The organism is Parageobacillus caldoxylosilyticus NBRC 107762 (genome assembly GCF_000632715.1).
Taxonomy (GTDB): Bacteria; Bacillota; Bacilli; order Bacillales; family Anoxybacillaceae; genus Saccharococcus; species Saccharococcus caldoxylosilyticus.
In genome coordinates this window covers 14,833-39,502 of the sequence record NZ_BAWO01000024.1, presented here as the reverse complement: position 1 = coordinate 39,502, position 24,670 = coordinate 14,833, and the positions used below count along the sequence as shown (strand labels likewise).

21 protein-coding genes are annotated in these 24,670 nt (G+C 45.0%); 17 read left to right on the top strand and 4 right to left on the bottom strand.

Annotation, left to right across the window (positions count from 1 at the left end; translation table 11 throughout):
- Position 1 precedes the first annotated feature (1 nt).
- The 7 genes from GCA01S_RS07960 (at position 2) to GCA01S_RS07930 (ending at position 7,179) form a co-directional block, all read left to right on the top strand.
- Positions 2-805, top strand: coding sequence for an ABC transporter permease (locus tag GCA01S_RS07960; RefSeq protein WP_042408865.1), 804 nt, complete (start codon positions 2-4; stop codon positions 803-805).
- A complete protein-coding gene (locus tag GCA01S_RS07955; RefSeq protein WP_042408861.1) occupies positions 802-1,875 on the top strand; it encodes an ABC transporter substrate-binding protein in 1,074 nt (357 codons plus the stop codon). Before GCA01S_RS07960 ends, GCA01S_RS07955 begins: the two co-directional genes overlap by 4 nt.
- Positions 1,876-2,162: 287 nt before the next feature.
- Entirely contained in the window at positions 2,163-3,764 is a 1,602-nt protein-coding gene (locus GCA01S_RS07950) for an alpha-glucoside-specific PTS transporter subunit IIBC (RefSeq protein WP_042408857.1), read from the top strand.
- Positions 3,765-3,925: 161 nt separating this feature from the next.
- Positions 3,926-5,254 (top strand): 6-phospho-alpha-glucosidase, encoded by a 1,329-nt coding sequence (locus GCA01S_RS07945; RefSeq protein WP_042408855.1) that lies wholly within the window; start codon positions 3,926-3,928, stop codon positions 5,252-5,254.
- Between the two features lie 98 nt (positions 5,255-5,352).
- Entirely contained in the window at positions 5,353-6,135 is a 783-nt protein-coding gene (locus GCA01S_RS07940; RefSeq protein WP_042408852.1) for a MurR/RpiR family transcriptional regulator, read from the top strand.
- A gap of 17 nt (positions 6,136-6,152) precedes the next feature.
- Entirely contained in the window at positions 6,153-6,647 is a 495-nt protein-coding gene (locus GCA01S_RS07935) for a hypothetical protein (RefSeq protein WP_255212269.1), read from the top strand.
- 25 nt (positions 6,648-6,672) lie between these two features.
- A complete protein-coding gene (locus GCA01S_RS07930; protein ID WP_042408848.1) occupies positions 6,673-7,179 on the top strand; it encodes a PTS sugar transporter subunit IIA in 507 nt (168 codons plus the stop codon).
- Positions 7,180-7,328: 149 nt separating this feature from the next.
- Here the strand turns inward: GCA01S_RS07930 and GCA01S_RS07925 are convergent, their stop codons facing one another.
- The 4 genes from GCA01S_RS07925 to GCA01S_RS07910 all read right to left on the bottom strand — a co-directional run bounded on the left by GCA01S_RS07925 (position 7,329) and on the right by GCA01S_RS07910 (position 10,738).
- Positions 7,329-7,985 carry a PspA/IM30 family protein gene (locus GCA01S_RS07925; protein ID WP_042408845.1) on the bottom strand — a complete coding sequence of 219 codons (657 nt, stop codon included), beginning with the start codon at positions 7,983-7,985 and terminating at the stop codon, positions 7,329-7,331.
- 1 nt (position 7,986) lies between these two features.
- Positions 7,987-8,478: a hypothetical protein gene (locus GCA01S_RS07920; RefSeq protein ID WP_052510026.1), complete on the bottom strand. Its 492-nt coding sequence runs from the start codon at positions 8,476-8,478 to the stop codon at positions 7,987-7,989.
- 231 nt (positions 8,479-8,709) lie between these two features.
- On the bottom strand, positions 8,710-10,086 hold the full coding sequence (locus tag GCA01S_RS07915; RefSeq protein WP_017434374.1) for a sensor histidine kinase: 1,377 nt from the start codon (positions 10,084-10,086) through the stop codon (positions 8,710-8,712).
- On the bottom strand, positions 10,076-10,738 hold the full coding sequence (locus tag GCA01S_RS07910; RefSeq protein ID WP_026078385.1) for a response regulator transcription factor: 663 nt from the start codon (positions 10,736-10,738) through the stop codon (positions 10,076-10,078). The genes GCA01S_RS07915 and GCA01S_RS07910 overlap by 11 nt, the downstream gene beginning before the upstream one ends.
- 169 nt (positions 10,739-10,907) lie before the next feature.
- Between GCA01S_RS07910 and GCA01S_RS07905 the strand changes: the two genes are divergently transcribed.
- From GCA01S_RS07905 to GCA01S_RS07860, 10 genes are all read left to right on the top strand, one after another.
- The gene (locus GCA01S_RS07905; protein WP_017434372.1) at positions 10,908-11,318 is read left to right on the top strand and encodes a PepSY domain-containing protein; all 411 of its coding nucleotides are present in this window, start codon (positions 10,908-10,910) and stop codon (positions 11,316-11,318) included.
- 36 nt (positions 11,319-11,354) lie between these two features.
- On the top strand, positions 11,355-12,569 hold the full coding sequence (locus tag GCA01S_RS07900; protein ID WP_026078384.1) for a S1C family serine protease: 1,215 nt from the start codon (positions 11,355-11,357) through the stop codon (positions 12,567-12,569).
- Positions 12,570-13,156: 587 nt separating this feature from the next.
- Positions 13,157-13,717 (top strand): NfeD family protein, encoded by a 561-nt coding sequence (locus GCA01S_RS07895; RefSeq protein WP_042408843.1) that lies wholly within the window; start codon positions 13,157-13,159, stop codon positions 13,715-13,717.
- Positions 13,714-15,237 (top strand): flotillin family protein, encoded by a 1,524-nt coding sequence (locus GCA01S_RS07890; protein WP_017434368.1) that lies wholly within the window; start codon positions 13,714-13,716, stop codon positions 15,235-15,237. The genes GCA01S_RS07895 and GCA01S_RS07890 overlap by 4 nt, the downstream gene beginning before the upstream one ends.
- Before the next feature lie 122 nt (positions 15,238-15,359).
- The gene (locus GCA01S_RS07885; protein WP_017434367.1) at positions 15,360-16,280 is read left to right on the top strand and encodes a diacylglycerol kinase; all 921 of its coding nucleotides are present in this window, start codon (positions 15,360-15,362) and stop codon (positions 16,278-16,280) included.
- Between the two features lie 336 nt (positions 16,281-16,616).
- Positions 16,617-17,993 (top strand): 23S rRNA (uracil(1939)-C(5))-methyltransferase RlmD, encoded by a 1,377-nt coding sequence (gene rlmD, locus GCA01S_RS07880; protein ID WP_042408841.1) that lies wholly within the window; start codon positions 16,617-16,619, stop codon positions 17,991-17,993.
- A gap of 643 nt (positions 17,994-18,636) precedes the next feature.
- On the top strand, positions 18,637-18,927 hold the full coding sequence (locus GCA01S_RS07875; protein ID WP_071997939.1) for a heterocycloanthracin/sonorensin family bacteriocin: 291 nt from the start codon (positions 18,637-18,639) through the stop codon (positions 18,925-18,927).
- Between the two features lie 158 nt (positions 18,928-19,085).
- Entirely contained in the window at positions 19,086-21,056 is a 1,971-nt protein-coding gene (locus GCA01S_RS07870; protein ID WP_042408835.1) for a putative thiazole-containing bacteriocin maturation protein, read from the top strand.
- A complete protein-coding gene (locus tag GCA01S_RS07865; protein ID WP_042408831.1) occupies positions 21,056-22,999 on the top strand; it encodes a TOMM precursor leader peptide-binding protein in 1,944 nt (647 codons plus the stop codon). Before GCA01S_RS07870 ends, GCA01S_RS07865 begins: the two co-directional genes overlap by 1 nt.
- Positions 23,000-23,010: 11 nt before the next feature.
- Positions 23,011-24,591 carry a SagB family peptide dehydrogenase gene (locus GCA01S_RS07860; RefSeq protein ID WP_042408828.1) on the top strand — a complete coding sequence of 527 codons (1,581 nt, stop codon included), beginning with the start codon at positions 23,011-23,013 and terminating at the stop codon, positions 24,589-24,591.
- Positions 24,592-24,670 lie beyond the last annotated feature (79 nt).

The following is a 24,670-nucleotide window of genomic DNA, read 5'->3' as shown; positions in this document are numbered from 1 at the left end:
GATGCGAAGCAATCACAAATGGGGAAAAGTATATTTAGCAGTGGTTTTTGTCATTTTGTATATGCCAATTGTGTATTTAATTTACTATTCATTTAACAGCGGCGGTACGATGCATGATTTTGAGGGAGTGACGCTAGACTGGTATAAAGAAGTCCTCCATGACACGAGGCTATGGATTATTGTGCTGAATACGATCACCATCGCCCTTCTGTCATCAGCGATTTCCACGATTCTTGGCGTAATGGGGGCATTGGCGATTTATTACGTGAAAAGCTGGCGAATGAAGCAAATATTATTGATGTTAAACAACGTGCTGATCGTCAGTCCCGATGTCATCATCGGCGCCTCATTTTTAATTTTGTTTACGATGATCGGCATTCAGCTTGGGTTTACCTCTGTCTTATTATCCCACATTGCGTTTAGCGTGCCGATTGTGGTACTCATGGTGCTTCCGAAACTGCAGGAAATGAGTTCGACATTGATCGACGCAGCGCGTGATTTAGGAGCGAATCAATGGGATGTGCTGACGAAAGTCGTCCTGCCGTATATTACTCCTGGGATTTTTGCCGGCTTTTTCATGGCGCTGACGTATTCGCTCGATGATTTTGCCGTCACCTTTTTTGTGACCGGAAACGGCTTTTCTACGCTGTCAGTAGAAATTTACTCGCGGGCGCGCCAAGGCATTTCGCTGTCGATTAACGCGCTGTCGGCGCTGTTGTTTTTATTGACGATTGCGCTTGTCATCGGCTATTACTTCATCAGCCAAAAAAGTGCTGTATCCGGAATGGGGGGGCGGCGTAGATGAAAAAACTGACCATCTTTTTTGCCGCTGTATTTGGCGCCGCACTATTGCTTTACTATGTTTCGCTTGCGTTGAATCGGACGGAAGGCTATGTGGGGAAAAATACGTTAACCGTTTATAACTGGGGCGACTATATTGATCCCGCGCTCATCAAAAAATTTGAAAAGCAAACAGGCATAAAAGTGATTTACCAAACGTTTGACTCGAACGAGGCAATGATGGCGAAGATCGCTCAAGGCGGCGCGACGTTTGATGTCGCCGTGCCGTCGGAATATGCGATCAGCAAAATGAAAGAGGACGGTCTGCTTATTCCGCTCGACCATTCCAAATTGCCAAACTTAAAATATATCAACCCTCGCTTTTTAAATTTGTCGTTTGACCCTGGCAACCGTTATTCCGTTCCGTATTTTTGGGGGACGGTCGGCATCGTCTATAATCCGGGCATGCTTGGCGGCAAAAAAATCACCAGTTGGAATGATTTATGGGATCCGGATTTGCGCAATCAAATTTTATTGGTAGATGGCGCGCGCGAAGTGATCGGCATGGGGCTAAACAGCTTGCATTACTCGCTGAATGATACGAACAAGGAGCATCTCAAAGAAGCGAAAGAAAAATTAGACCGCCTCGTGCCGAATGTCAAAGCGATTGTGGGTGATGAAATTAAAATGCTTTTGGCGAATGAAGAAGCAGCGATCGGTGTCGTCTGGTCAGGAGATGCGGCGGAAATTATTGCGGAAAATGATAAGCTCGATTACGTCGTGCCGAAAGAAGGATCGAACTTATGGTTCGATAATATGGTGATTCCGAAAACGGCGAAAAACATTGAAGGGGCGCATAAATTTATCAATTTTATGCTTGACCCGAAAAACGCCGCACAAAACGCAGAGTATGTCGGTTATTCGACGCCAAATAAAAAAGCGCTTGATTATATGCCAAAGGAGATCACCGAAGATAAACGGTTTTATCCTGATTTTGACTCCATCGGGAATTTGGAAGTGTACAAGAATTTAGGAAAACGGATGCTCGCATATTATAACGAGCTGTTTTTGCAGTTTAAAATGCATCGGAAATAAGGTCTTTTCCAATACGGAAAAGGCCATTTTGTTTTCTTTTCTTAAAAGTGGGGGTGGGCATAGCTCTAGTATTCCATTATATAGCTGCTCATATATATAGCTGCTCATTTCGGGAATTTTCTTGAATTTTGGGAAAAGGAACAAGAGAAGTGAAAACGAACAGCTTGCTTCGGCTTTATTGTTTTATCAAAAACAATCATGTTATAAAGAAAAAAGAAAGCGCTATCAAAAAGGTGCATCTTCATTGCATTTTCAAATGAAAGCCTAAGAAGGGGGAGTGAGTGGACATGATGCAAAAAATTCAGCGGTTTGGTGCGGCCATGTTTGTACCGGTATTGCTTTTTCCGTTCGCTGGTATAGTCGTTGGCTTGACCATCTTATTTAAAAATCCTGATATCATGGGGTCCATTGCTGATCCGAATGGAATGTGGTACAAGTTTTGGACGGTAGTAGAAGAGGGTGGATGGACGGTCTTCCGACAAATGCCGTTATTGTTTGTTATAGGCATTCCGATTGGGTTGGCAAAAAAGGCCCATGCGAGAGCTTGTATGGAAGCGATTGTTACTTATTTAACCTTCAACTATTTTATTAACGCGATATTGACTCTTTGGGGAGATAAATTTGGTGTAGATTTCAGCCAGGAAGCTGGCGGAGTTAGCGGTTTGACAATGATTGCGGGAATCAAAACATTAGATACGAGCATTATTGGAGCGATCGTTATATCTTCTATTGTTGTAGCGCTTCATAATCGCTATTTCGATACGAAACTTCCTGATTTTCTTGGCATTTTTCAAGGTTCATCATTTGTGGTGATTATTGCGTTTCTTGTGATGCTTCCAGTTGCTTTAATAACAGCATATGTTTGGCCAATCGTACAACATGGCATCGCATCTTTACAAGGATTTTTAGCAAGTTCGGGAGTGTTTGGGGTTTGGTTGTATACATTTTTAGAGCGCATCCTTATTCCAACAGGATTGCATCACTTCATCTACGGTCCGTTTGTCTTTGGTCCTGCGGTTGTTGAAGGAGGAATCGCTAAGTATTGGATGGAGCATTTATCAGAATACGCAACATCTGCCCATTCTTTAAAACAAATGTTTCCAGAAGGCGGATTTGCATTGCATGGGATGTCTAAAATCTTTGGTATTCCAGGCATTGCATTAGCGATGTATGTTACTGCAAAACCAGAAAAAAGAAAACAAGTTTCAGGGCTATTAATCTCTGCCGCTTTAACGGCTGTTATTGCTGGAATTACAGAACCGATTGAATTTACTTTCCTGTTTGTGGCACCTTGGTTATTTGCCGTTCATGCAATTTTAGCAGCCACAATGGCAGCGGTGATGTATGCATTCGGCGTTGTAGGAAATATGGGCGGGGGACTGCTAGAAATCGCTACGGCAAACTGGATTCCACTATTTAAATATCACAGCACGACTTATCTCATCCAATGGGCAATCGGTTTCGCGTTTATGATTATTTACTTCTTTGTTTTCCGATATTTGATTCTTAAATTTAATGTTGCGACGCCGGGACGCGAAGCGGATGATTCATCAGAGACGAAATTATATACGAAAGCAGATTATAAAGCAAAAAAACAGGCTAACCAAAATGTCAGTAGCAACAGCTATACAGTTCAAGCATTGCAATTTTTAGATGCGCTCGGTGGTCCTGAAAATATCGTGTCGGTTACTAATTGTGCCACACGCCTTCGCGTTAGTGTAAATGATGAATCAAAAGTCGCGCCGGATAGTGTGTTCAAGTCTGCAGGGGCCCATGGTGTCGTTCGTAATGGCAAAGCAATTCAAGTGATCGTTGGTTTATCGGTTCCGCAAGTGCGAGAGCAGTTCGAGAAAGCTTTAGAAGAAAAGGGATTTAAAACAGGGTCATAACAATCATCTCATAATGGATAAAAAGATGGGAAAATTCTTATCTAATGTGAAAAAGAACGGAAAGTGTGATTAGGTCCAGAATGGCTGGAATCCATTGTTCCCATATTTTCGGTTTGCTATAACAGTAGTGAAAGCGCTCACTATAAAAAGGAGGAAGAAAAATGAAAAAGTTTTCCATTTTGATTGCAGGTGGGGGAAGCACATTTACTCCGGGGATTGTGTTAATGTTATTGGATAACTTAGATAAATTTCCAATTCGTAAATTAAAATTGTACGATATTGATAAAGAACGTCAAGATATCATTGCCGGAGCGTGTGAAGTTATTTTAAGAGAAAAAGCTCCAGAAATTGAGTTTCTCGCTACTACTGATCCGGAAGAAGCATTTACCGACGTTGACTTCGTCATGGCCCACATTCGGGTTGGAAAATACGCTATGCGTGAATTAGATGAAAAAATTCCGTTGAAATATGGCGTGGTAGGCCAAGAAACGTGCGGGCCAGGTGGAATTGCATATGGAATGCGTTCTATTGGAGGAGTATTAGAATTAATTGATTATATGGAAAAATACTCTCCTAATGCATGGATGCTCAATTATTCCAATCCAGCAGCGATTGTAGCTGAAGCGACGCGCCGTCTCCGTCCTCATTCGAAAGTACTTAACATTTGTGATATGCCTGTCGCGATTGAAGAACGTATGGCGCGAATTTTAGGGTTAAAATCCCGCAAAGAAATGACGGTAAGATATTATGGATTAAACCATTTTGGATGGTGGACAGATATTCGCGACAAAGAAGGAAATGATTTAATGCCTAAATTAAAGGAGCATGTTGCAAAGTACGGATACCTTGTAAACGACGGTGGGGACAATCAGCATGTTGATGCTAGCTGGCAAGATACATTCTTAAAAGCGAGAGACGTATATGCGTTAGATCCGGATACGTTGCCGAACACATATTTAAAATACTATTTGTTCCCGGATGAAGTAGTGGCACATTCTAACCCGAATTATACAAGAGCAAATGAAGTAATGGATGGACGCGAAAAATTTGTATTTACGGAATGTAAAAAAGTCATTGAAAACCAATCAACAGAAGGCTGCGCTCTTCATATTGACGAACACGCTTCATACATTGTTGATTTGGCACGTGCCATTGCTTATAACACTCATGAAAGAATGTTGCTTATTGTAGAAAATAAAGGAGCTATTTCTAATTTTGACCCGACCGCAATGGTGGAAATTCCATGCATTGTCGGCAGCAATGGTCCTGAACCGCTATCGATCGGAGAAATTCCACAATTCCAAAAAGGATTAATGGAACAACAAGTATCTGTGGAAAAGCTAGTGGTAGAAGCATGGATAACAAGGTCTTACCAAAAATTATGGCAAGCTATAACACTATCTAAAACAGTACCAAGCGCAAAAGTAGCAAAACAAATATTAGATGATTTAATCGAAGCAAATAAAGGATATTGGCCAGAATTACATTAAAAAGAATACGAAAACAAAAAGTACAAAATGTTGTACTTTTTGTTTTCGTTCTCCTCCTTTCTTTATAGTAAACTTTTTAAAGGAAGGAGGGTAAAACAATGAAAATCGAAGAATTGATTAATAAACATTATAATCAACTAAATGAGACCGATTTCCATATTTTAAAGTATATTTTAAACAATAAAAGCGAATGCCACAAATTAGGAATCAACAGTTTAGCAGAAAAGTGCAATGTTTCGCGTTCATCTATCTTAAGATTGGCCCAAAAGCTTGGGTTTAGCGGATATAGTGAATTTCGTGTGTTTCTGAAATGGCAGGAACAAGAAGGGAACAGTAGCGATAAAAGCCAAGTCGAAATTTTAAGCAACGATATTCTCGAAACATTAAAATATATCAAGACAAAAGATTTTTCTGAAATGTGCAAATTAATCCATCGCGCGCAAAGAATATTTGTTTATGGAACCGGTACGGCGCAATTAGATTGTGCCTTTGAATTACAACGAATGTTTCTGGCTGTAAAAAAATATTTACATGTCATTCAGGCGCAAACGGAATTTGAAATGGTAATTAAAGACCTGACGCTAGATGATTTAGTCATTATTATTTCTTTTTCCGGAGATACTCCGACGATTTTTCCAGCAGTACAGTCATTGGTCGCGAAAGGAATACCATTTATTTCAGTAACAAACTTAAAAAATAATCGGTTGGCAAGGATGACTCCTTTTAACTTATATGCCAATAGCTCGAGCAACGAATTAAGCGATGGCACTAAACTTAACACATTTGCTTCTTTTTTTATTATAGGAGAGACGCTTTTTAGTCACTATGTCGATTATCTTAAGCAACTGCAAAATGAAGAAAAAAATGGTGAACAACCATGAGGAGATCGAAAAATTTTTTGACTTGGAACTCTCAGACCATAATGGCTAAAAGCACTGTTTTTTTTAAAGCAGCCATTTACTTTTTTTATGCAGTACCATTGATTTTTGTCACTTACCTGTACTTAGTGGCGCTTCATGCGAACCAAACATTTTTCACTCCTGTAATCCGCGAGCCGATCATCACCATTATGTTTGTTATAGCGATGCTAAATCCTTTTTTTGCTGTATTAACAAAAGTAGCGGTAAATGATTTAGAAAACAAAAGGCATGTCAAGTTATCATATGTGACATTGTGGATGGTAGCTGCATCTCAATTGCTTATTGGAAATCTCTTTGCCAGCATCATTCTCTTATTCGGCTTGCATCAACAAAGAAAAGAACAACCAACGTTATTAAAAGAAGGAAAGATAGAGCTCAAACATAAAGGAGCATGTGTGAGACTTTTCGGTAGTACATTAGTATTTTTTCTCTCTATCGTTTGTTTATTTTTATTCATTAAAATTACATTTTAAAAACGGATAGAAAGTGGGTTGAGATATGCTGAAAAAATTATTTAGTAAAAAAATAGAGACGAGAGTAGTAGAAATACATTCCCCGCTTGATGGGGAAGCAATACCGCTAGAAGAAGTTCCTGACCCTGTATTTGCCCAGAAAATGATGGGAGACGGTTTGGCGATTATTCCGAAAAACGGAAAAGTAGTTTCCCCTATTAACGGAAAGGTTGTGCAAATTTTCCCTACGAAGCATGCAGTCGGCCTCGTTTCAGAGGAAGGATTAGAAATACTTATTCATATTGGATTAGAGACTGTAGAGCTAAATGGGGAAGGATTTGAAGTCGCGGTAAGCGCCGGCGAAACAGTGAAAGTGGGAGACCCTTTACTGAATGTAGACCTCGATTGTTTGGAGCAAAAACATAAAGAAATCGTAACCCCGATTGTTATTACCAATCTGCTTGATAAAGCGGGAGATTTAGAATATATCGCAAAGAATAGCGTAGTAACAAGAGGGGATGTAATAATGAAATGCAGTGTAAAAGTGAATTGAACAGCTACATCGATCTGTTTTATCAAGCTGGCCTACAGACAAAGGTACGAGCCGGTTGTGTTGCCAGCAATAAGAATAGAAATAAAGAGGTGGCTGATCCCGAAAGTTTTGAGGATCAGCCACCCATCTATATAAAAAGGGGGGATTGATTAGTTTGTTTTTGCTTGCGCTTCTTTCCATTTGGCCAGTTCGTTTTCTACCTCTTCTTCCAGAGAGGAAGGGCGATAATGTTTAGACGCCAAGAAGTGGCGGGCGGCGGTGGTTTCCGCTTCTAAAGCAAGGATACGTTCTTCCATGCGCGCGAATCCGCGCAGCGCGTGATCGGGATGGAAGGAAGCGAGGGAGGCATCCATCTGTTTCAGCGCTTTGGCGGCGTTGGCACGTGCGATCAATTCTAATTGTTTTGCTGAAAGCTCGTCATATTTTTCCTGTAGCTGTTTTAATTGTTCTGTCACGTATGCGTTTTTTTCTTTCACTGTTTTGTATTGTTGCTCATAGGCGGATAATTTTTTCTCATACAATAGTTTTTCCCGCAGCGCGAGCTTCGCTATCGCTTCTTCGTTCCGTTCGAGCGCCAATGTTGCTTGGCGAGCTCGCTTTTCGATGATCGCTTTCGTTTGCGCGATCAACGTTTCATAGCGCTGTTCGGCGAGTATTTGCTGGGTGAGGGCTTGATGGCCTTGTTGAATATGTTCCTCGAGTTCGCGTAAGTATTGTTTTGTCATGGCGATCGGGTCTTCCCATTGATCGACCAGTTTATGCAAATCAGCAAGTATCATCGTTTTGACACGGCGGAATAATCCCATGTTACGAATCCTCCATTTTTATGTTTTTTTCCCATTCATCTAAAATATGTGCCGCTTGAATGGACGGCGTTGGCCATGATCCGATGGAGCTTGTCTGTTGCTGTTGGCGTTTTTTCAGAAGATAAGCAGCGACAAACGCCAACGCGATCAATGCCCATTTCGGCAGCAAGCCAATGAGCCCCCACGCCATCAACGCCAATCCCAGCCATTTAAAAGATCCTGCCGTTTTCCACCATACCCAGCCGATGACAAGCAACGATAGGTGAAAAAGAAAGACAAGGATTCCAAACATCATCCAGACATGGGGAGCCATCATGCCCGCTGGCCCTTGATAGAAGGCAAAATGGCGATGCCCGGCAAACGGTCCGCCGTAATGAGGCATGTCCATATCGAAAATGATCAAGCGGCTTCCAAACCAAAACGGAATCATATGCATCACCCCGTATCCCACAAGAAACAAAACGGCAAGCAGGACAGCTGTTCTTTTTTCCATGCACGCTGTCACCTCCTTTTCCATATGGTGTGGACGGTGTTGCGGTGCTTCGCTTGTCCGCGAATAAAGCCAGCGCTTCAAAAAGATCGCGGACATGGACGCAAAGGGGAATGTTTTTTGGTTTTTCCCTCGTGCAGTTTGCATTGTAAAAAAGAAAAGAGAAAATTAGGTGAAAAAACGAAAGCAAAAAATTTTTTATAAAAAAAAGCGCCTTCCATGATCGGAAGACGCTTAGCACGGGATTTTGACGATAAACTCGCTTCCTTTGCCGACTTCGCTTTGCACGTCAATCGTGCCGCCGTGCGCATCAACGATCCATTTGGCGATCGACAAGCCGAGCCCGTGACCGCCCTGTTGGCGCGAGCGCGCTTTGTCGACACGGTAGAAGCGGTCAAAAATGCGGCGGATTGCTTCAGGAGGAATGCCGATTCCCGTGTCTTTTACCGAGATCGTCAGCCGTTTCTGCTGTTTCCAAGGCTCCAGGCGAAGAGATAAAGAGACTTCGCCGTGATCGGGAGTATATTTGATCGCGTTGTCAAGCAATATATATAAAAGCTGTGTCAGCTTGTCCGCATCGGCGGTAATGATGATTGACTCGGGAGCGTGAAGATGCATTTGAATTTGTTTTTTTGCCGCTAATTCGGATAATAACTGGAGCGTGCGTTCAGCGTACGGGCGGAAATCAAATGTTTCTTTGACCAACTGCAAGGAGGCATGTTTTGCATCTGCACGCGCTAACGTCAATAAGTCATTGATAAGCTTTGTCATCCGTTTGAGTTCTTCCCGAAGCCGCGTTAACAGCTTGTGCGCAAATTCGTTTTTCGTTACTTCTTCTTCCATTGCGAGTGCTTCGACAGAGGAAAAAATGACGCTAAGCGGCGTCCGCAGCTCGTGGGATGCGTCGGCGACAAACTGCCGCTGGCGGTCATACGCTTCTTGAATCGGAATAAGCGCCCGTTTGGACATAAAATAACTTAATACAACGGCAACGCCGATAAATAAAATAGCTAGACCGATCAAAACGACTAATAGCCAGCGAAAGATGTTAAAAAAGGATGTGACATCCACGCCGACATACAAGATGCCAATGACATTTCCATGCAGAACAACGGGACGTGCGGCGGTCAAAAGCCGCAATTCATGGGAATGAAGGCGGGTAAATGCAGCCAGCTGTTCAGGAATATCGACTGTTACATAAGTAGGCACATGTTCATTTACCCTTGATTCTTGCAAGGCTTTTAATAAAAACGGCCTCATATATTTGTTGACCTCATCTCCCGCAATCAGTTGTCCATCCGTGCCTACGACGTAAAAAAAGAATTGATCCTCGTTTAATAATACGACGCTTTCCTCGTCAAAAAAATCAAAATCGCTTTGTTTCAACAGAAACTGTTCGATCGCTTTTTGTTCTTGATTGACCAGGCTAATGATCCGCCGTTCTTGGTCGTTGGTGGCAACCAAATAAAAAAGAAAAGCAGCAATTGCGATAAATAGAGTGAGAAACACCATCAAAATACCGCTATATAATGCGGTCAGGCGCCATTGCGTGCGGTGAAACAGGTCGCTGTTTTTGATTTTCTGCAGCCAATCATTCCATTTATTTATCAATTTTATATCCCACCCCGCGCACCGTTTGAATGATCTCTCCTTTTAGCTTTTTCCGTAATAGTTTAATGGTGGCGTCAATCGTTTTCATCGACACATCGGCATCCCATCCCCATACGCGGTCAAGGATTGTTTCACGCGGTACGACGTGTCCGCGGTTTTGTAAAAGAAGGTCTAATACTTGAAATTCGCGCGGAGTCAATAATATTTCTTCGTTGCCGCGGTGAAGGGTATGGCTCGTTCGGTTTAACACGAAGCCATGGAAATGCACGATGTCTTCCTGAAGCGGCAGGAATGTGCGCCGCGCCAGCGCTTTAAGGCGAGCCATTAATTCATCAATTTCAAAAGGTTTGACGAGATAATCATCGGCGCCTGCCTCCAGCCCTTCTACGCGGTCTTGTACCGCATCTTTTGCCGTTAGCATCAGAATGGCGCCCGTGTAGCCGTTTTCCCGAAGCCGTCTGCAAATCTCCACGCCGTCCCCGTTTGGCAGCATCCAATCCAGCACCAATACATCGTAAAATGAGGCAAGCGCGTAATCGTATGCCTCTTCTCCTTCCTGCACCCAATCGATATGGTCAACACCTTTTTTCTTTAGCAGGTGAACGATTAATTCCCCTAGGTACAAGTCATCTTCAGCAAGCAAGATTTTCATCGTCTTTTCTTCCTTTCTCATTTCCGTTTCTCCTTATGAATAATCATAACAGATGTTCGTGAAAAATCGATGAAAACGCGAAACGGGTTGACAAAAATCAATTTTTCACCATATTTTCACTTTTTTTGCTTATACTGTTTTCCGACGAGATTAAAGGAGGAATCGTATAGTGAAACGAATCAGGCAAGCGCATTTATGGATAGGATTAATTACTTCTATTTTCCTGTTAACGGAGGCAGTGACAGGGCTTTTGCTGGCAGAGCCGTGGCTGATTGGTCAGCAAGAAAGGGGAGAACATCGCGAATTCCTTTCCCCGAATTCATCGACACCAGAGCATTTCAACAATTTCCAAGAGGGCAGGCAGGTACGGGAAGCGGGCGGGTCTGTACAATCGCTTGCTGGCATCATCCGCGGACTGCATGAGGGGAGACTTGGTTCCTTCAATGTTAAATGGGCGATTGATATCGCCGCTGTGGCAATTATTTTATTAACGCTATCAGGAATTTATGTGTCGCTTCGATTGCTTGTGGCACAGCGCCATCGCAAAAGAAAACGGCCATTGCCTGTCGCCACGGAATAAAACAACAGATGAAGAAAGGAGAAAGGAACGATGGATATGAATATGATGCCACCATATGAACCACAAACCGTTCGACCGCCGAAAAAAGGCCGTTTCTTTTCTTGGCTTGCCGCTTCGCTTGCTGGGGCGGTGCTTGGCAGTGCGATTACGTTATACGCTGCGCCGAAGGTTGGCATTTCGTCACCTTCGTCATCTGCAGGAGAAACGAAACAGACCGGCACTTCTACATCTACAGAGGCTCTCCCGCTGCAGCCGACGAGAAGCGTATCCAATAATATGATAACCGCAATTGAAAACGTCACGGATGCCGTTGTCGGTGTCGTGAACATTCAAAAGCAGGAAGATTTCTTTTCTGATCGTACAGAAGACCAGGAAGCGGGAACCGGTTCGGGAGTCATTTTTAAAAAAGATGGAAATACCGCGTATATTGTCACGAACAACCATGTGATTGAAGGGGCGAACAAAGTAGAAGTATCGCTGGCTGATGGCAAAAAGGTGAAAGCAGAGATTGTAGGAGCCGATCCGCTAACGGATTTAGCGGTATTAAAAATTGATGGCAGCCGCGTCACCAAAGTAGCAAGTTTCGGTGACTCGTCCAAGTTGCGGATCGGGGAGCCAGTTGCGGCGATCGGCAATCCGCTTGGCCTTGATTTATCGAGGACGGTGACGGAAGGAATTGTGAGCGGAAAGCGAACCATGCCCGTTTCCACTTCTGCTGGCGAATGGGAGTTAAACGTGATTCAAACCGACGCTGCGATTAACCCGGGTAACAGCGGCGGCGCGCTTATTAATAGTGCGGGGCAAGTGATAGGAATTAACAGTTTAAAAATTTCTGAAACGGGAGTGGAAGGATTAGGATTTGCCATTCCAAGCGAAGATGTCAAGCCGATTGTGGAACAGCTGATGCAATATGGGAAAATAAAGCGTCCGTATCTTGGCGTGCAGCTTGTGGATGTCGCCGATCTTTCCGATGAGGTGCGAAAAGAACAGCTGCAATTGCCAGACAGCGTAACGGCAGGAGCGGCGGTGGCAGCGGTAGAACCGTTCTCTCCAGCTGCGGATGCGGGACTTCAATCGAAAGATGTCATCGTCGAAATGAATGGGCAAAAGGTAGACAGCGTCAGTGCGTTGCGAAGATATTTATATACGAAAACGAAAATTGGTGAGAAAGTGAGGGTTGTCTTTTATCGCAATGGAGAAAAGAAAACAACTTCCATTACATTGCGGGCGAGAGGAGACAGCGAATCATAATGATATCCACTGATGCCTGTTCGCATGGACGGACAGGCTATTTTTTTCGAAACAACCGTTTATACCGTGCATCATACTACTTTTGGCTTGCAGGAATGATAATTAAACTTTTCGAATATTATGTAAATATAGGACAAATAGCTTAATTTCCCGTTTTTTGAGTGATTAAAAAATGGATTATATAAGAAGTTTTGACATAGAAATGAAAATGAAAAAGCGCTGGTGGTTGTCATCACTGTGTGGGAAGAAATGCATCGCCTCTAGGGAAGCGCGGGCATAGGGGTCGCCCGCGCTTTTTCGCCTACATGGCGTTTTATGGAATGGCTTTATTTGCCGCATGGAGAAAGAAAAAGCAACATCCAAAGAGCGCGCTGCAATTGCCTATCCATGTTAAAGCAAACAACGATTAGTATGTAGCGGCATTCGATGTATGTGGTAAACGGACCTTGTTTGTACCGTGCAAACGGTATTTTTTGAAAAAGATAGAGGAAATATGAGGAAAGTTGTCGAAAAAATGTAATGGATGAAACTAAAGCAAGATGTCTTTCGTATGATAAGGTAAATGACGAGGGAAGGGGGAAACGGGGGTGTTCGGCTATCCATTGGAAACGGTGTATCTTGCTGTCCTGATTGTAAGCGGGAGCTTGACGCTCTTATATATTTTCTTTAGCGATGTGGTTGATGGCGTTTTCGAGCTGCCCGATCATCCGTTATTTAGCCCGCAACTCGTTTTATCATTTTTCACAGTTGGCAGCGCATCCGGTTTTTTGTTAGAAAGATATACGGAGCTGCCTGCCTGGTTGATTGCGGCGATGAGCGGGGGAATTGCACTCATTGTTGTATTGCTTTTGCATTTTTTCGTCTTTATTCCGCTTCGGTCGGCAGAGACATCGTTAAACTATTCCGATACGGACTTGGAAGGCTCGCTTGCTAAAGTGATCGTCACCGTTCCGCGTGATGGATTTGGCGAAATTTTATTGACGCGCAAAAGCGGCGCGGTTTCGAAAGCGGCCAAAAGCATAAACAACGAAGAAATTGCCTCCGGAACGGAAGTGATCGTTGTGAAAATGGAAAACGGCGTCGCCGTGGTGGCGAAGCACGATCCATATGATATTTCATCATTACATAAAGGGGGATATATGGAATGACGCCATTGTTAGTAGTCATTGGAGTGGTTGTACTGCTTCTTGTCGGATTAATCGCCATTTTTATCACCCGTTACCGTACGGTCGGCCCAGATGAGGCGCTCATTGTGACAGGCAGTTATTTAGGAAGCAAAAATGTGCATGTCGATGAATCCGGCAATAAAATTAAAATTGTCCGCGGCGGCGGCACGTTTGTCCTGCCGATTTTCCAGCAGGCCGAACCGCTCAGCTTGCTTTCTATTAAACTAGACGTGCAAACGCCGGAAGTGTATACGGAACAAGGCGTTCCCGTCATGGCGGACGGCGTAGCCATCATTAAAGTCGGCAGTTCGATCGGCGAGATTGCCACAGCAGCGGAACAATTTTTAGGAAAAACACGCCAGGATATGGAAAATGAAGCGAAGGAAGTGCTAGAGGGCCATCTTCGTTCCATTCTCGGTTCGATGACGGTGGAGGAAATTTACAAAAACCGCGATAAATTTTCGCAAGAAGTGCAGCGCGTCGCCTCGCAAGACCTGGCAAAAATGGGGCTTGTCATCGTTTCGTTTACGATTAAAGATGTGCGCGATAAAAACGGCTATTTAGACGCGCTCGGAAAACCGCGCATCGCCCAAGTGAAGCGCGACGCCGATATCGCGACGGCGGAAGCGGAAAAAGAAACACGCATTAAACGCGCAGAAGCGGATAAAGAAGCGCGCAAAGCGGAGCTCGAGCGCCTGACGGAAATCGCGGAAGCGGAAAAAATCAATCAATTGAAGCTTGCCGAATTCCGCCGGGAACAAGATATCGCCAAAGCGCGCGCCGATCAGGCGTATCATTTGGAAGAAGCTAAAGCGAAACAGGAAGTCACCGAGCAGCAAATGCAAATTAAAATTATTGAGCGGCAAAAGCAAATCGAATTGGAAGAAAAAGAAATTTTGCGCCGCGAACGGCAATATGATTCGGAAGTGAAGAAAAAAGCGGACGCCGAACGCTATGCGATTGAGCAAGCCGCGGCGGCGGAAAAAGCGAAGCTAATAGCTGAAGCGGACGCGCAAAAATACCGGATCGAAGCAATGGCGAAAGCCGAAGCGGAGCGCATCCGTCTCGATGGATTGGCAAAAGCGGAAGCAGAAAAAGCAAAAGGGGAAGCCGAGGCAGAAATTATCCGTCTGAAAGGTTTGGCGGAAGCGGAAGCAAAACAAAAAATCGCCGAAGCGTTCGAGCGTTATGGTCAAGCGGCGATTCTCGACATGATCATCAAAATGCTTCCAGAATACGCAAAACAAGTGGCGAGCCCGCTTGCCAATATTGATAAAATTACGATTGTCGATACGGGTTCTAATAGCACAAACGGCGGTGCGAACCGCATCACCGGCTATGCGACCAACTTAATGGCCAGCCTGCAGGAAACATTGAAAGCTTCCGCGGGGATCGATGTGAAACAATTGTTAGAAAACTTTGCGGCGAAAGGAAATGTGGAACCGTCAAGCGCCCAAGCGAATGAAGAAGCGGCGGAGCAACGGAAAACAGCAGGGCAATAATCAAAGGGGCTGAGACGATCAGCCCTTTCTTGATGGAGAGATGTCATCGTTGCAACCGCTGGGCGATTCCGCTATTATGTTAAATAGTGGAATTGACATTAATAAAGTAGGATGATGAAACGATGAAGCGTGCAAGGATCATTTACAATCCAACGTCAGGCCGGGAAATATTTAAACGGCATTTGCCGGAAGTATTAGTACAATTGGAAAAAGCGGGATATGAAACATCATGCCATGCGACAACCGGGGCGGGCGATGCGACGGAAGCGGCCCGCAAAGCAGTGGAGCGCGAATTTGACTTAGTGGTGGCTGCCGGCGGGGACGGAACGATCAACGAAGTCGTCAACGGGATTGCCGATCAAGATTATCGCCCCAAGCTTGGCATTATTCCAGTCGGGACGACGAACGATTTCGCCCGCGCGATCGGCGTGCCGCGTTCGATCGAAAGGGCATGCGACATTATCGCCAACGGGGAAGCTGTTCCGATCGATATCGGCTGCGTCATGAATGAAGGGAAAACCCGCTATTTTATTAATATTGCCGGCGGCGGCCGTTTAACCGAATTAACCTATGAAGTGCCAAGCAAATTAAAAACCATGCTCGGCCAGCTTGCCTACTATTTAAAAGGAATCGAGATGCTTCCGTCGATCAAAGCGACAGAAGCGCGCATTGAATATGACGGCAAAATATTTGAAGGCGAAATTATGCTCTTTTTAGTGTCGCTGACGAACTCGGTCGGCGGCTTTGAAAAGCTGGCGCCGGATTCGTCTTTGAATGACGGCATGTTTGATTTAATTATTTTAAAGAAAACGAATTTGGCTGAGTTTATCCGGCTTGTAACGCTCGCGGCGCGCGGCGAACATATTAATGACCCAAATCTCATTTACACGAAAGCAAACCGCATTAAAGTGATGTCGCCGATGCAGTTAAATTTAGACGGAGAGTTTGGCGGCATGCTTCCGGGGGAATTCGTCAATTTGTACCGGCATTTGGAAGTATTGGTATCTAAAGAAAAAGCAGAGCAAATGAGGACAGGGTACTAATCCCTGTTCTCTTTTTGTGCTGCACAGAATTGTGTGCTACAATCATGACAGCACTGTGTGGACGATGGATACTGATTACGCTTAATATGTCTATATAAGACTTCTGATGGATAAGAAGTTTGTCACAGATTTTTTCGACTGTCGGAGGCAAGTCTTTGATTTGCCTTCGTCACGCTAATGCGTGGCAGATGACCGAACAACGCGCTGGCAGACAAATATATTTGTCTGCAAAGCAGGCTGTTGTTCGGTCACCGACAGTCGGAAAACATCGTGATTCTTGGATAAAAAGTTCAAAAGACGATATAGCAGAGCTAGTTCCTCGAAAGGTGAAGAACAATGGCAAACATCGAAGCACCAGTAATGAAAAACGAATATTATGATGTGACATTTGAAGATTTGACACATGACGGTTTAGGAGTCGCTAAAATTGACGGATTTCCCATTTTTGTCAAAAACGGGCTGCCGGGCGAGAAGGCGAAAATCAAAGTCATCAAAGTGAAAAAAGGATATGGCTACGGACGCCTTATCGAGCTGCATGAGCAAAGCCCGGACCGCGTCGCGCCCCTGTGCCCGATTTACAAGCAGTGCGGCGGCTGCCAGCTGCAGCACTTAAGCTATGAGGGCCAGCTTCGAGCAAAACAAAAACATGTGAAAGAAGTGATGGCGCGCATCGGCAAATTGAAAAATGTCATCGTTCATCCTGTCATCGGCATGAAAGACCCATGGCGCTACCGCAACAAAGCGCAAGTGCCTGTCGGCGAGCGCGAAGGCGGGCTGGTCGCGGGATTTTACCAAGAGCGCAGCCATGAAATTATCGATATGGATGCCTGTCTCATCCAGCAGGAAATGAACGATGTCGTCGTACAGACGGTGAAAAAAATTTGCGAAAAATACCGCATCCCTGCCTATAACGAAGTATCGCATAAAGGGGTGCTCCGCCATATCATGGCGCGCTACGGGGCGGCGACGAAAGAAGTCATGGTCGTTCTCATTACCCGCACGGAAGAGTTGCCGCATAAAAAGAAAATTGTGCAAGAAATTATTGATTCCGTGCCAAATGTAAAATCGATTATCCAAAACATTAACCCAAAAAAGACGAATGTGATTATGGGTGACGAGACGAAAGTATTGTGGGGAGCCGAATGCATTTACGATTACATCGGTGACATTAAATTCGCGATCTCGGCTCGCTCTTTCTATCAAGTCAACCCGGAACAAACAAAAGTGCTATATGAAAAGGCACTCGAATATGCTGGTTTGACGGGAAAGGAAACGGTGATCGACGCTTATTGCGGCATTGGTACGATTTCCTTGTTTTTAGCGAAAAAAGCGAAAAAAGTGTACGGCGTCGAAGTGGTGCCGGAAGCGATTGAAGATGCAAAACGCAATGCTGAATTAAACGGCATCACCAACGTCGAATTTGCCGTCGGCGAGGCGGAAGCGGTCATCCCGCAATGGTACGAACAAGGCATCCGCGCGGACTGTATCGTTGTCGACCCGCCTCGCAAAGGCTGCGATGAAACGCTTTTACAAACCATCATTGCCATGAAGCCGAAGCGCGTTGTGTACGTTTCCTGCAACCCGGCGACATTGGCAAGGGATTTACGAATTCTCGAAGACGGCGGCTATCAAACGATCGAAGTGCAGCCGGTTGATATGTTTCCGCATACTGCGCACGTTGAGTGTGTCGCTAAACTAACCTTGAAGTTGTAGAAACTAAATAAAAAAACTCCTGCCAAAGTCGAAATAAAATTTTGATAAATGGTTGGAAAAAGGCTTGAGGGAAAAGGGAAAACCTTATCCCTCCAGCCTTTGTTTTTAACATTTTCCCGAGAAGTCTCCCTTCCTCTAAACGGAGTAAAGGGGGAGATGAATCGGGAAATTTTTGATTCACAAAAACGAACATATGTTTTATAACTAACCCATCCAATGAGGAAGGAAAGAAGGTAGTTTTCACGCTTCTTGGCTAAAAAGTGTTCTTCCGGACATTCAAAGCGGATTTGGAGCGATTGGACGATTAATCGAGGGTCTGCCCGTGTTTGGAATGAATGTCTTTGATTGGCGAAAGGCCATTTTCTCCAATACAGCCGCTCGATCATCTAAATGGAATGAAGGCGAGAGAGGTTCATACGGTTTTACGAAGCCTCAATGAAATAGGCGCTTCAATCAGTAAAATAGGCACTTCAATCAGTAACAACCACCCAACAGAGTACATAGCTTGTTGATGAGAGTACTCGAAGTAGTCGGTGGATTTATCTGAATTTGCAGATATCTTTCTGATTACTTTCGTTCTACTCTCATCCCTGTCTCTGGTTAAGTCGCCAGAAACTACAAAATTTAATAAGGATGGTGTGAAATGTATAATTTCCAAGATGAACTTCAAATGTTAGGGTTGGATGATTTCGCGGCGGATGAGGTGATGGTTTGGGATCCTCAAACCCAGACCTATTTGGTTGATGATGCTCGTCAATTCGGTGGACGCTGTGGAGGACGTTGCGGAGGCCGTTGTGGTGGACATTGTTTTGGCCGTTGCGGTGGACATTGTTTTGGCCGTTGTTTTGGACATTGTTTTGGCCGTTGTTTCAACTGCTTTAGTTGCTTTAGCTGCTTCCATTGCTGGGGGGGAGGTTTTGGCGGAACTTTCTAGTCCCCTAGCACAAAAAGGTGATTACCTAAGAAGAATGGACTGCCCCTGCGTAATTCTCTGCAGGGGCCCCGCTTTATGAAATGAACATAAAGGACAAATAGATGTACATAAAATGATACTACGCATTTAGGAACAACTCACGGATACGGAGGGGTAGAATGAAAAATCTGAACGCTTCCTCGCGTCTGAAGGTGAAAAGAGACACGTTTTTTATCCCTGATCCAAACGGTGGTGTGTATTTTAGGAATAACTCCAGCTCATTTCGTATGAAAGGCAATACAATTTATCAGTGGATTGAAAAACTGATGCCCATGTTTAACGGAGAGCACACATTGGGAGAATTGACAAAAGGATTATCGGCCCCATATCGGAACAGGGTGTATGAAATTGCAGAAATTCTGTACAAAAACGGCTTTGTTCGGGATGTGAGCCAAGACCGTCCGCATCAATTGGACAGCAAGATCCTCCAAAAGTATGCTTCACAAATTGAATTTATAGAAAGTTTCGTTGATTCCGGTGCGTTCCGTTTTCAAGTATATCGTCAATCTAAAGTATTGGCAATCGGCTCTGGCCCATTTTTGGTCTCATTGGTTTCTGCGTTGACCGAATCAGGATTGCCTAAGTTCCATGTTCTGATTACAGATTCGATGCCTACTAATCGAATGCGGTTGAAGGAACTGGCGGAGAATGCCCGCAAAACGGACTCCGAAGTAGCAATAGAGGAGATAACTCTACAGAAGGGAGCGGGGGAGAGTTCTTGGCGAGAAGTGGTACAGCCATTTGAGTGGATTTTATATGTCTCGCAGGAAGGCAATGTAGAGGAGCTGCGGGCCCTTCATGCCGTTTGCAGGGAGGAGAAGAAGGGGTTTCTCCCTGCCATATCTTTGCAGCAAGTGGGTTTAGCGGGTCCATTAGTGCATCCGGATTCTGAGGGATGCTGGGAATCCGCATGGCGTCGCATACACCGATCCGCGCTTCGCGAAGACCGGCCGTTACAAACTTTTTCTTCCACAGCGGGAGCGATGTTGGCAAATGTGATAGTATTTGAATTATTCAAAAAAGTTACAGGAGTGACGAAATCGGAACAGAGAAATCAGTTTTTCCTTCTCGATCTGGAAACATTGGAAGGTGACTGGCATTCGTTCATAAAGCATCCACTGGTGACGACTGGACGTGTGGAGGCTGAATTGGTTCAAGATCTGGATTGGAGGCTTAAACAGAATTCGAGCCGCAATGATCCGAGTAGATTGTTTCATTATTTCAATCAATTGACATCCGCAGAATCAGGAATTTTCCATATATGGGAGGAAGGCGGCTTGAAGCAGCTTCCGTTGGCCCAGTGCTGCGTTCAAGCTGTGAACCCGCTATCGGAAGGCCCGGCTGATCTGCTTCCAGAAGTTATCTGTGCAGGTCTAACACATGAGGAGGCACGGCGGGAAGCGGGGTTGGCTGGGATTGAATCGTATATATCGCCAATGATAGATTTACTTGTTACGGCATCTTTAAACCGCGAAAAAGAAGTTGGTGTGATCACACCACAGGAATTTATCGGTGTCGGGGCAGGGGAAACGATTGCGGAAGGCATTTGCCGGGGATGGCAAAAGTGCTTGGACGAGGAGCTGTGCAAACGGCAAGTTAATCGCAGGGAACCTATTTTTCGGGCATGGTTGGGTACGGTGGAGGATGAGCACTGCCGTTTTTATTTGCAGGCACTGACGACGATGCATGGACCGCCGACGATCGGTTTGGGAGAGAAGGTGTCAGGCTTTCCTGTGGTATGGGTCGGCACGAGAGGCCGCTGGTATGGCAGTGCCGGCTTGAATATCACAATGGCGCTGCGGAAAGCGCTAGAGCAGGCGCTTATGGATGCACAAAATCAAGCTCAAGCGGCTTCACTTCGAATACAAGTGCTGGATGATTCCTCCATTCTTCTAAACGAAGAGGAGCCATTAAGACTTGAGATCCCTGCTTGTGAAGAAACGGCACAATTGGAGCTCTTGCAGTCCGCCATGCAGGTCTTGAAACAGAATAGGATACGACTTTTCGTCTTTGATTTAGCGATAGAACCTTTTTTGAAAGAGGAACTGGCAGGGGTGTTTGGCGTGCTGTTAAGAAAGGAGAATTTCTGATGGGTGCTTGCGTATTGATGGTTGGAGAAGGGGTATTGGCAGATTTTGTGTATGAAAAATTGTCCGTTCAATATCAGGTGGTTCGGCAAATTGATTTCGAGAAAGGAGTTCCGGAAGAAACGGGTTTGGCTCTAGTGTTGCACGATGCTTGGCATCCCTCCGCTCATCACAAGGCGGAAGAGGTGCTACGACCGTTAGGCATTCCATGGCTTCGGGGCTTCGTTTCATTTGGTGAGGGCGTGATCGGTCCGCTAGTTCGCCCTAATACACCGGGATGTTCTCAGTGTGCTGATATGCGACGCCTTATAGCGGGGTACGACCGTAAGGAAATGTGGGAGCTGCAACAGATGATGGCGGTGCAAGGAGGAATACAACGTGATGCATGGGTATCACGAACTGGACTTTTGCAGATGGCCTACCTGATCGCCGCGGAAACGAAGAGGGTGTTAGAAGGCAGTCGTGCCCACTTAGAAGAAAAGGTGTTCCTAATCAACCTGAAAACATTAAAGAACTCATGTCACTTCTTTCTGCCCGACCCATTATGTACGGTATGTGGTCAATTACCCGACGATTCACCGACAGCAGCCCAAATATCGCTGCAACCAAGTCCAAAGATCAGCGCTGACAATTACCGCTGCCGTCCGATAGAAGAGTTGAAAGAAGTACTGGTCAAAGACTATCTAGATTACCGAACTGGATTATTGAATGGTAAAATGCATCATTTCGTGCTGCCGTTTGCGGATGTCGTTGTCAATATGCCGTTGTTTATAGGGGACGAGGGAGTGGCAGGACGGACTCATTCCTATGAGATTAGCGAGTTAACCGCCATTTTGGAGGGATTGGAGAGATATTGCGGCATCGAACCTCGTGGCAAACGAACGGTGGTTTATGACAGTTACCGAAATCTAGCAGATCAAGCACTCAACCCATTAAAGGTAGGAGTGCATGCAGAGGAACAGTATGCGCGACCCGATTTTCCGTTCAAACCGTTCCATCCTGATCGTCCAATGAATTGGGTATGGGGCTATTCGTTTTTACAAGAGCGTCCGATTTTGGTCCCAGAGTTGCTCGCATATTACAGTTTAGGAGGTGGGGATGGCTTTGTCTACGAAACTTCCAACGGATGTGCATTAGGCGGGAGTTTAGAGGAAGCGATTTTCCATGCCATTTTGGAGGTGGTGGAGCGTGATTCATTCTTAATGACTTGGTATGCGCAGCTGTCTCTTCCGCGTCTTGACCTTCGTTCCGCTAACGATAAAGAATTACAGTTGATGGTCGAACGTGTGCGTGCAGTGGCGGGATATGATCTGTATTTTTTCAACTCGACGATGGAGCACGGGATTCCAAGCGTTTGGGCAGTGGCGAAAAACAGAAAACAAAAGGGGTTGAATCTTATTTGTGCCGCTGGAGCTCATCCGGACCCCATACGGGCGGTGAAAAGCGCGATTCACGAGTTAGCTGGCATGATGCTTGTGCTTGACGAGAAATTGGAGGCAAACCGAAAGAAATATGAGAAAATGTTACATGATCCGTTATTAGTGCAGCAGATGGAGGACCATGGCATGCTGTACGGTTTGCCGGAAGCAGAGGAACGTCTGCAATTTTTGTTGGATGACAATCGTCCGTTGCGAACGTTTGAAGAAGAATTCAAACAGCAAACGAAGAGTGCGGACTTGACGGATGATCTGCGGGATATTCTTCAGAAGTTTCGACGATTGAACCTCGAGGTAATTGTGGTGGACCAGACAACACCCGTAATCAAAAGAAACGGATTATATTGCGTGAAAGTACTGATTCCAGGAATGTTACCGATGACATTTGGACATCACCTTACCCGCGTGACAGGTCTCGAGAGGGTGCTCCGGGTACCGATGGAACTCGGGTATACGAAACAACCGCTCACACTTGAACAGCTTAATCCACATCCCCATCCGTTCCCATAGGAGGCGGGAGGATGAAGCTAGATACGTTTTTACACCATCTTCATTTTGACATCGATAAGATTATGCCGCCAGATTGGGAGGTAGATTGGGAAGATGCGCCGCTTCCGTATAAGTTGTACCGCAATTTGCCAGTGATTCCGCTTTCTTCAGAAGTACCGTTAACGTTCGAGGGAAGGGAAGCGCCTGGAAATCTCGACCTAGAAGAAATAGGTCATTTTCTTTGGTACGTTTTCGGCCTTACTCAATTTTGTCAGCTAGCCTTTTCCATGGGTCCGACGGAACAAGCGGAAAACCTAATGCACTTGTACCGGCGGTTTGTTCCCTCGGGCGGGGCGCTGTATCCAAACGAATTATACGTGTATTTGAAAATGGAGGATGTTCCAGAAGGAGTGTACCATTACGATGTGGCACACCATCGTTTGGTATTGTTGCGGGAAGGCAATTTCGATTCCTATCTAACTAGGGCCTTGGGCAATCGCTGTGACGTGTCGGCTTGTTTCGGTATTGTTTTTGTATCGACAATGTTTTGGAAAAATTTCTTTAAATACAATAATTTTGCTTATCGCCTGCAAGGGCTGGATGCTGGCGTGCTAATCGGGCAGCTGTTGGAAGTGGCGAAACAGTTCGGCTTCGCATCGACAGTGTATTTTCAATTTCTTGATAGGGCGATCAACCATCTGATTGGACTATCCGGACAGGAAGAGAGTGTATATGCCGTTATTGCATTATCTGTGGAGTCTTCGATCACTTGGTTTGCTAACGATAATAACTTAGAAGAAAATGTTTCTGCCACTGAATTGTGCAGAGAATTGCCAGCAGTTCAGCATCATTACTATATTCGGTCGCGGAGGATCATGGACTATCCGATGCTGAGAAAAATGAATGAAGCGTCGATGTTGGAATCATCACGATCATTTCGGCAGATTAAGGTAGAGGAGAAAGGTACCTGTGGGGTCCAAGCGGTAGTTCTGCCTTGTGTGAAGCGGTTATCGTATGATCTGGCATCCGTCTGCCAGAAGCGATATTCACCAGGTATGGATTTTGTTTTGGGAAAGGTAAGTCAAGAACAATTGGCTACTTTGCTAAAAGAGGCGACGCTTTCTTTCACGTATCGAAATGATTTAGATGGAGAATATGAGAAGCCGCCGTCCCGTGTCTCCCTGTATGGCTGTTTTTATAACGTTGAAGATGTTCCAAATGGTGCTTACTACTATGATAGTGCTGTTCATGCGTTAGGACGGATACGTTCTGGAGATTATCGTCACTACCTGCAATACGGAATGTCAATGGACAATGTTAATCTGTTCCAAGTGCCGCTCTGTCTGCATGTGGTAGGAGACAGGGATCACCTGCAAAAGGAATTAGGGTACAGAGGATATCGCATTCAACAAATGGAGGCGGGGATGTTCGTGCAACGACTGCTCTTGGTGGCGTCTGCCATGGGGATGGGTGGGCATCCGCTTCTCGGATTTGATGTGAACTTATGTGATAAACTTTACAAGATCGATTCGCGTGGGAAAACAAGCTTAATCCAAATTCCAATCGGACCCTATCGTTCTCGCGCTTGGTTAAAAGGGAGTTTGCGTAGCTAGGAGAGCCAAGAGTAAAGCTTTGGTTTTGTTTCGAGTAAACATATGGTAGTTTTATGGTTATTTGCCGTTATTAACATAA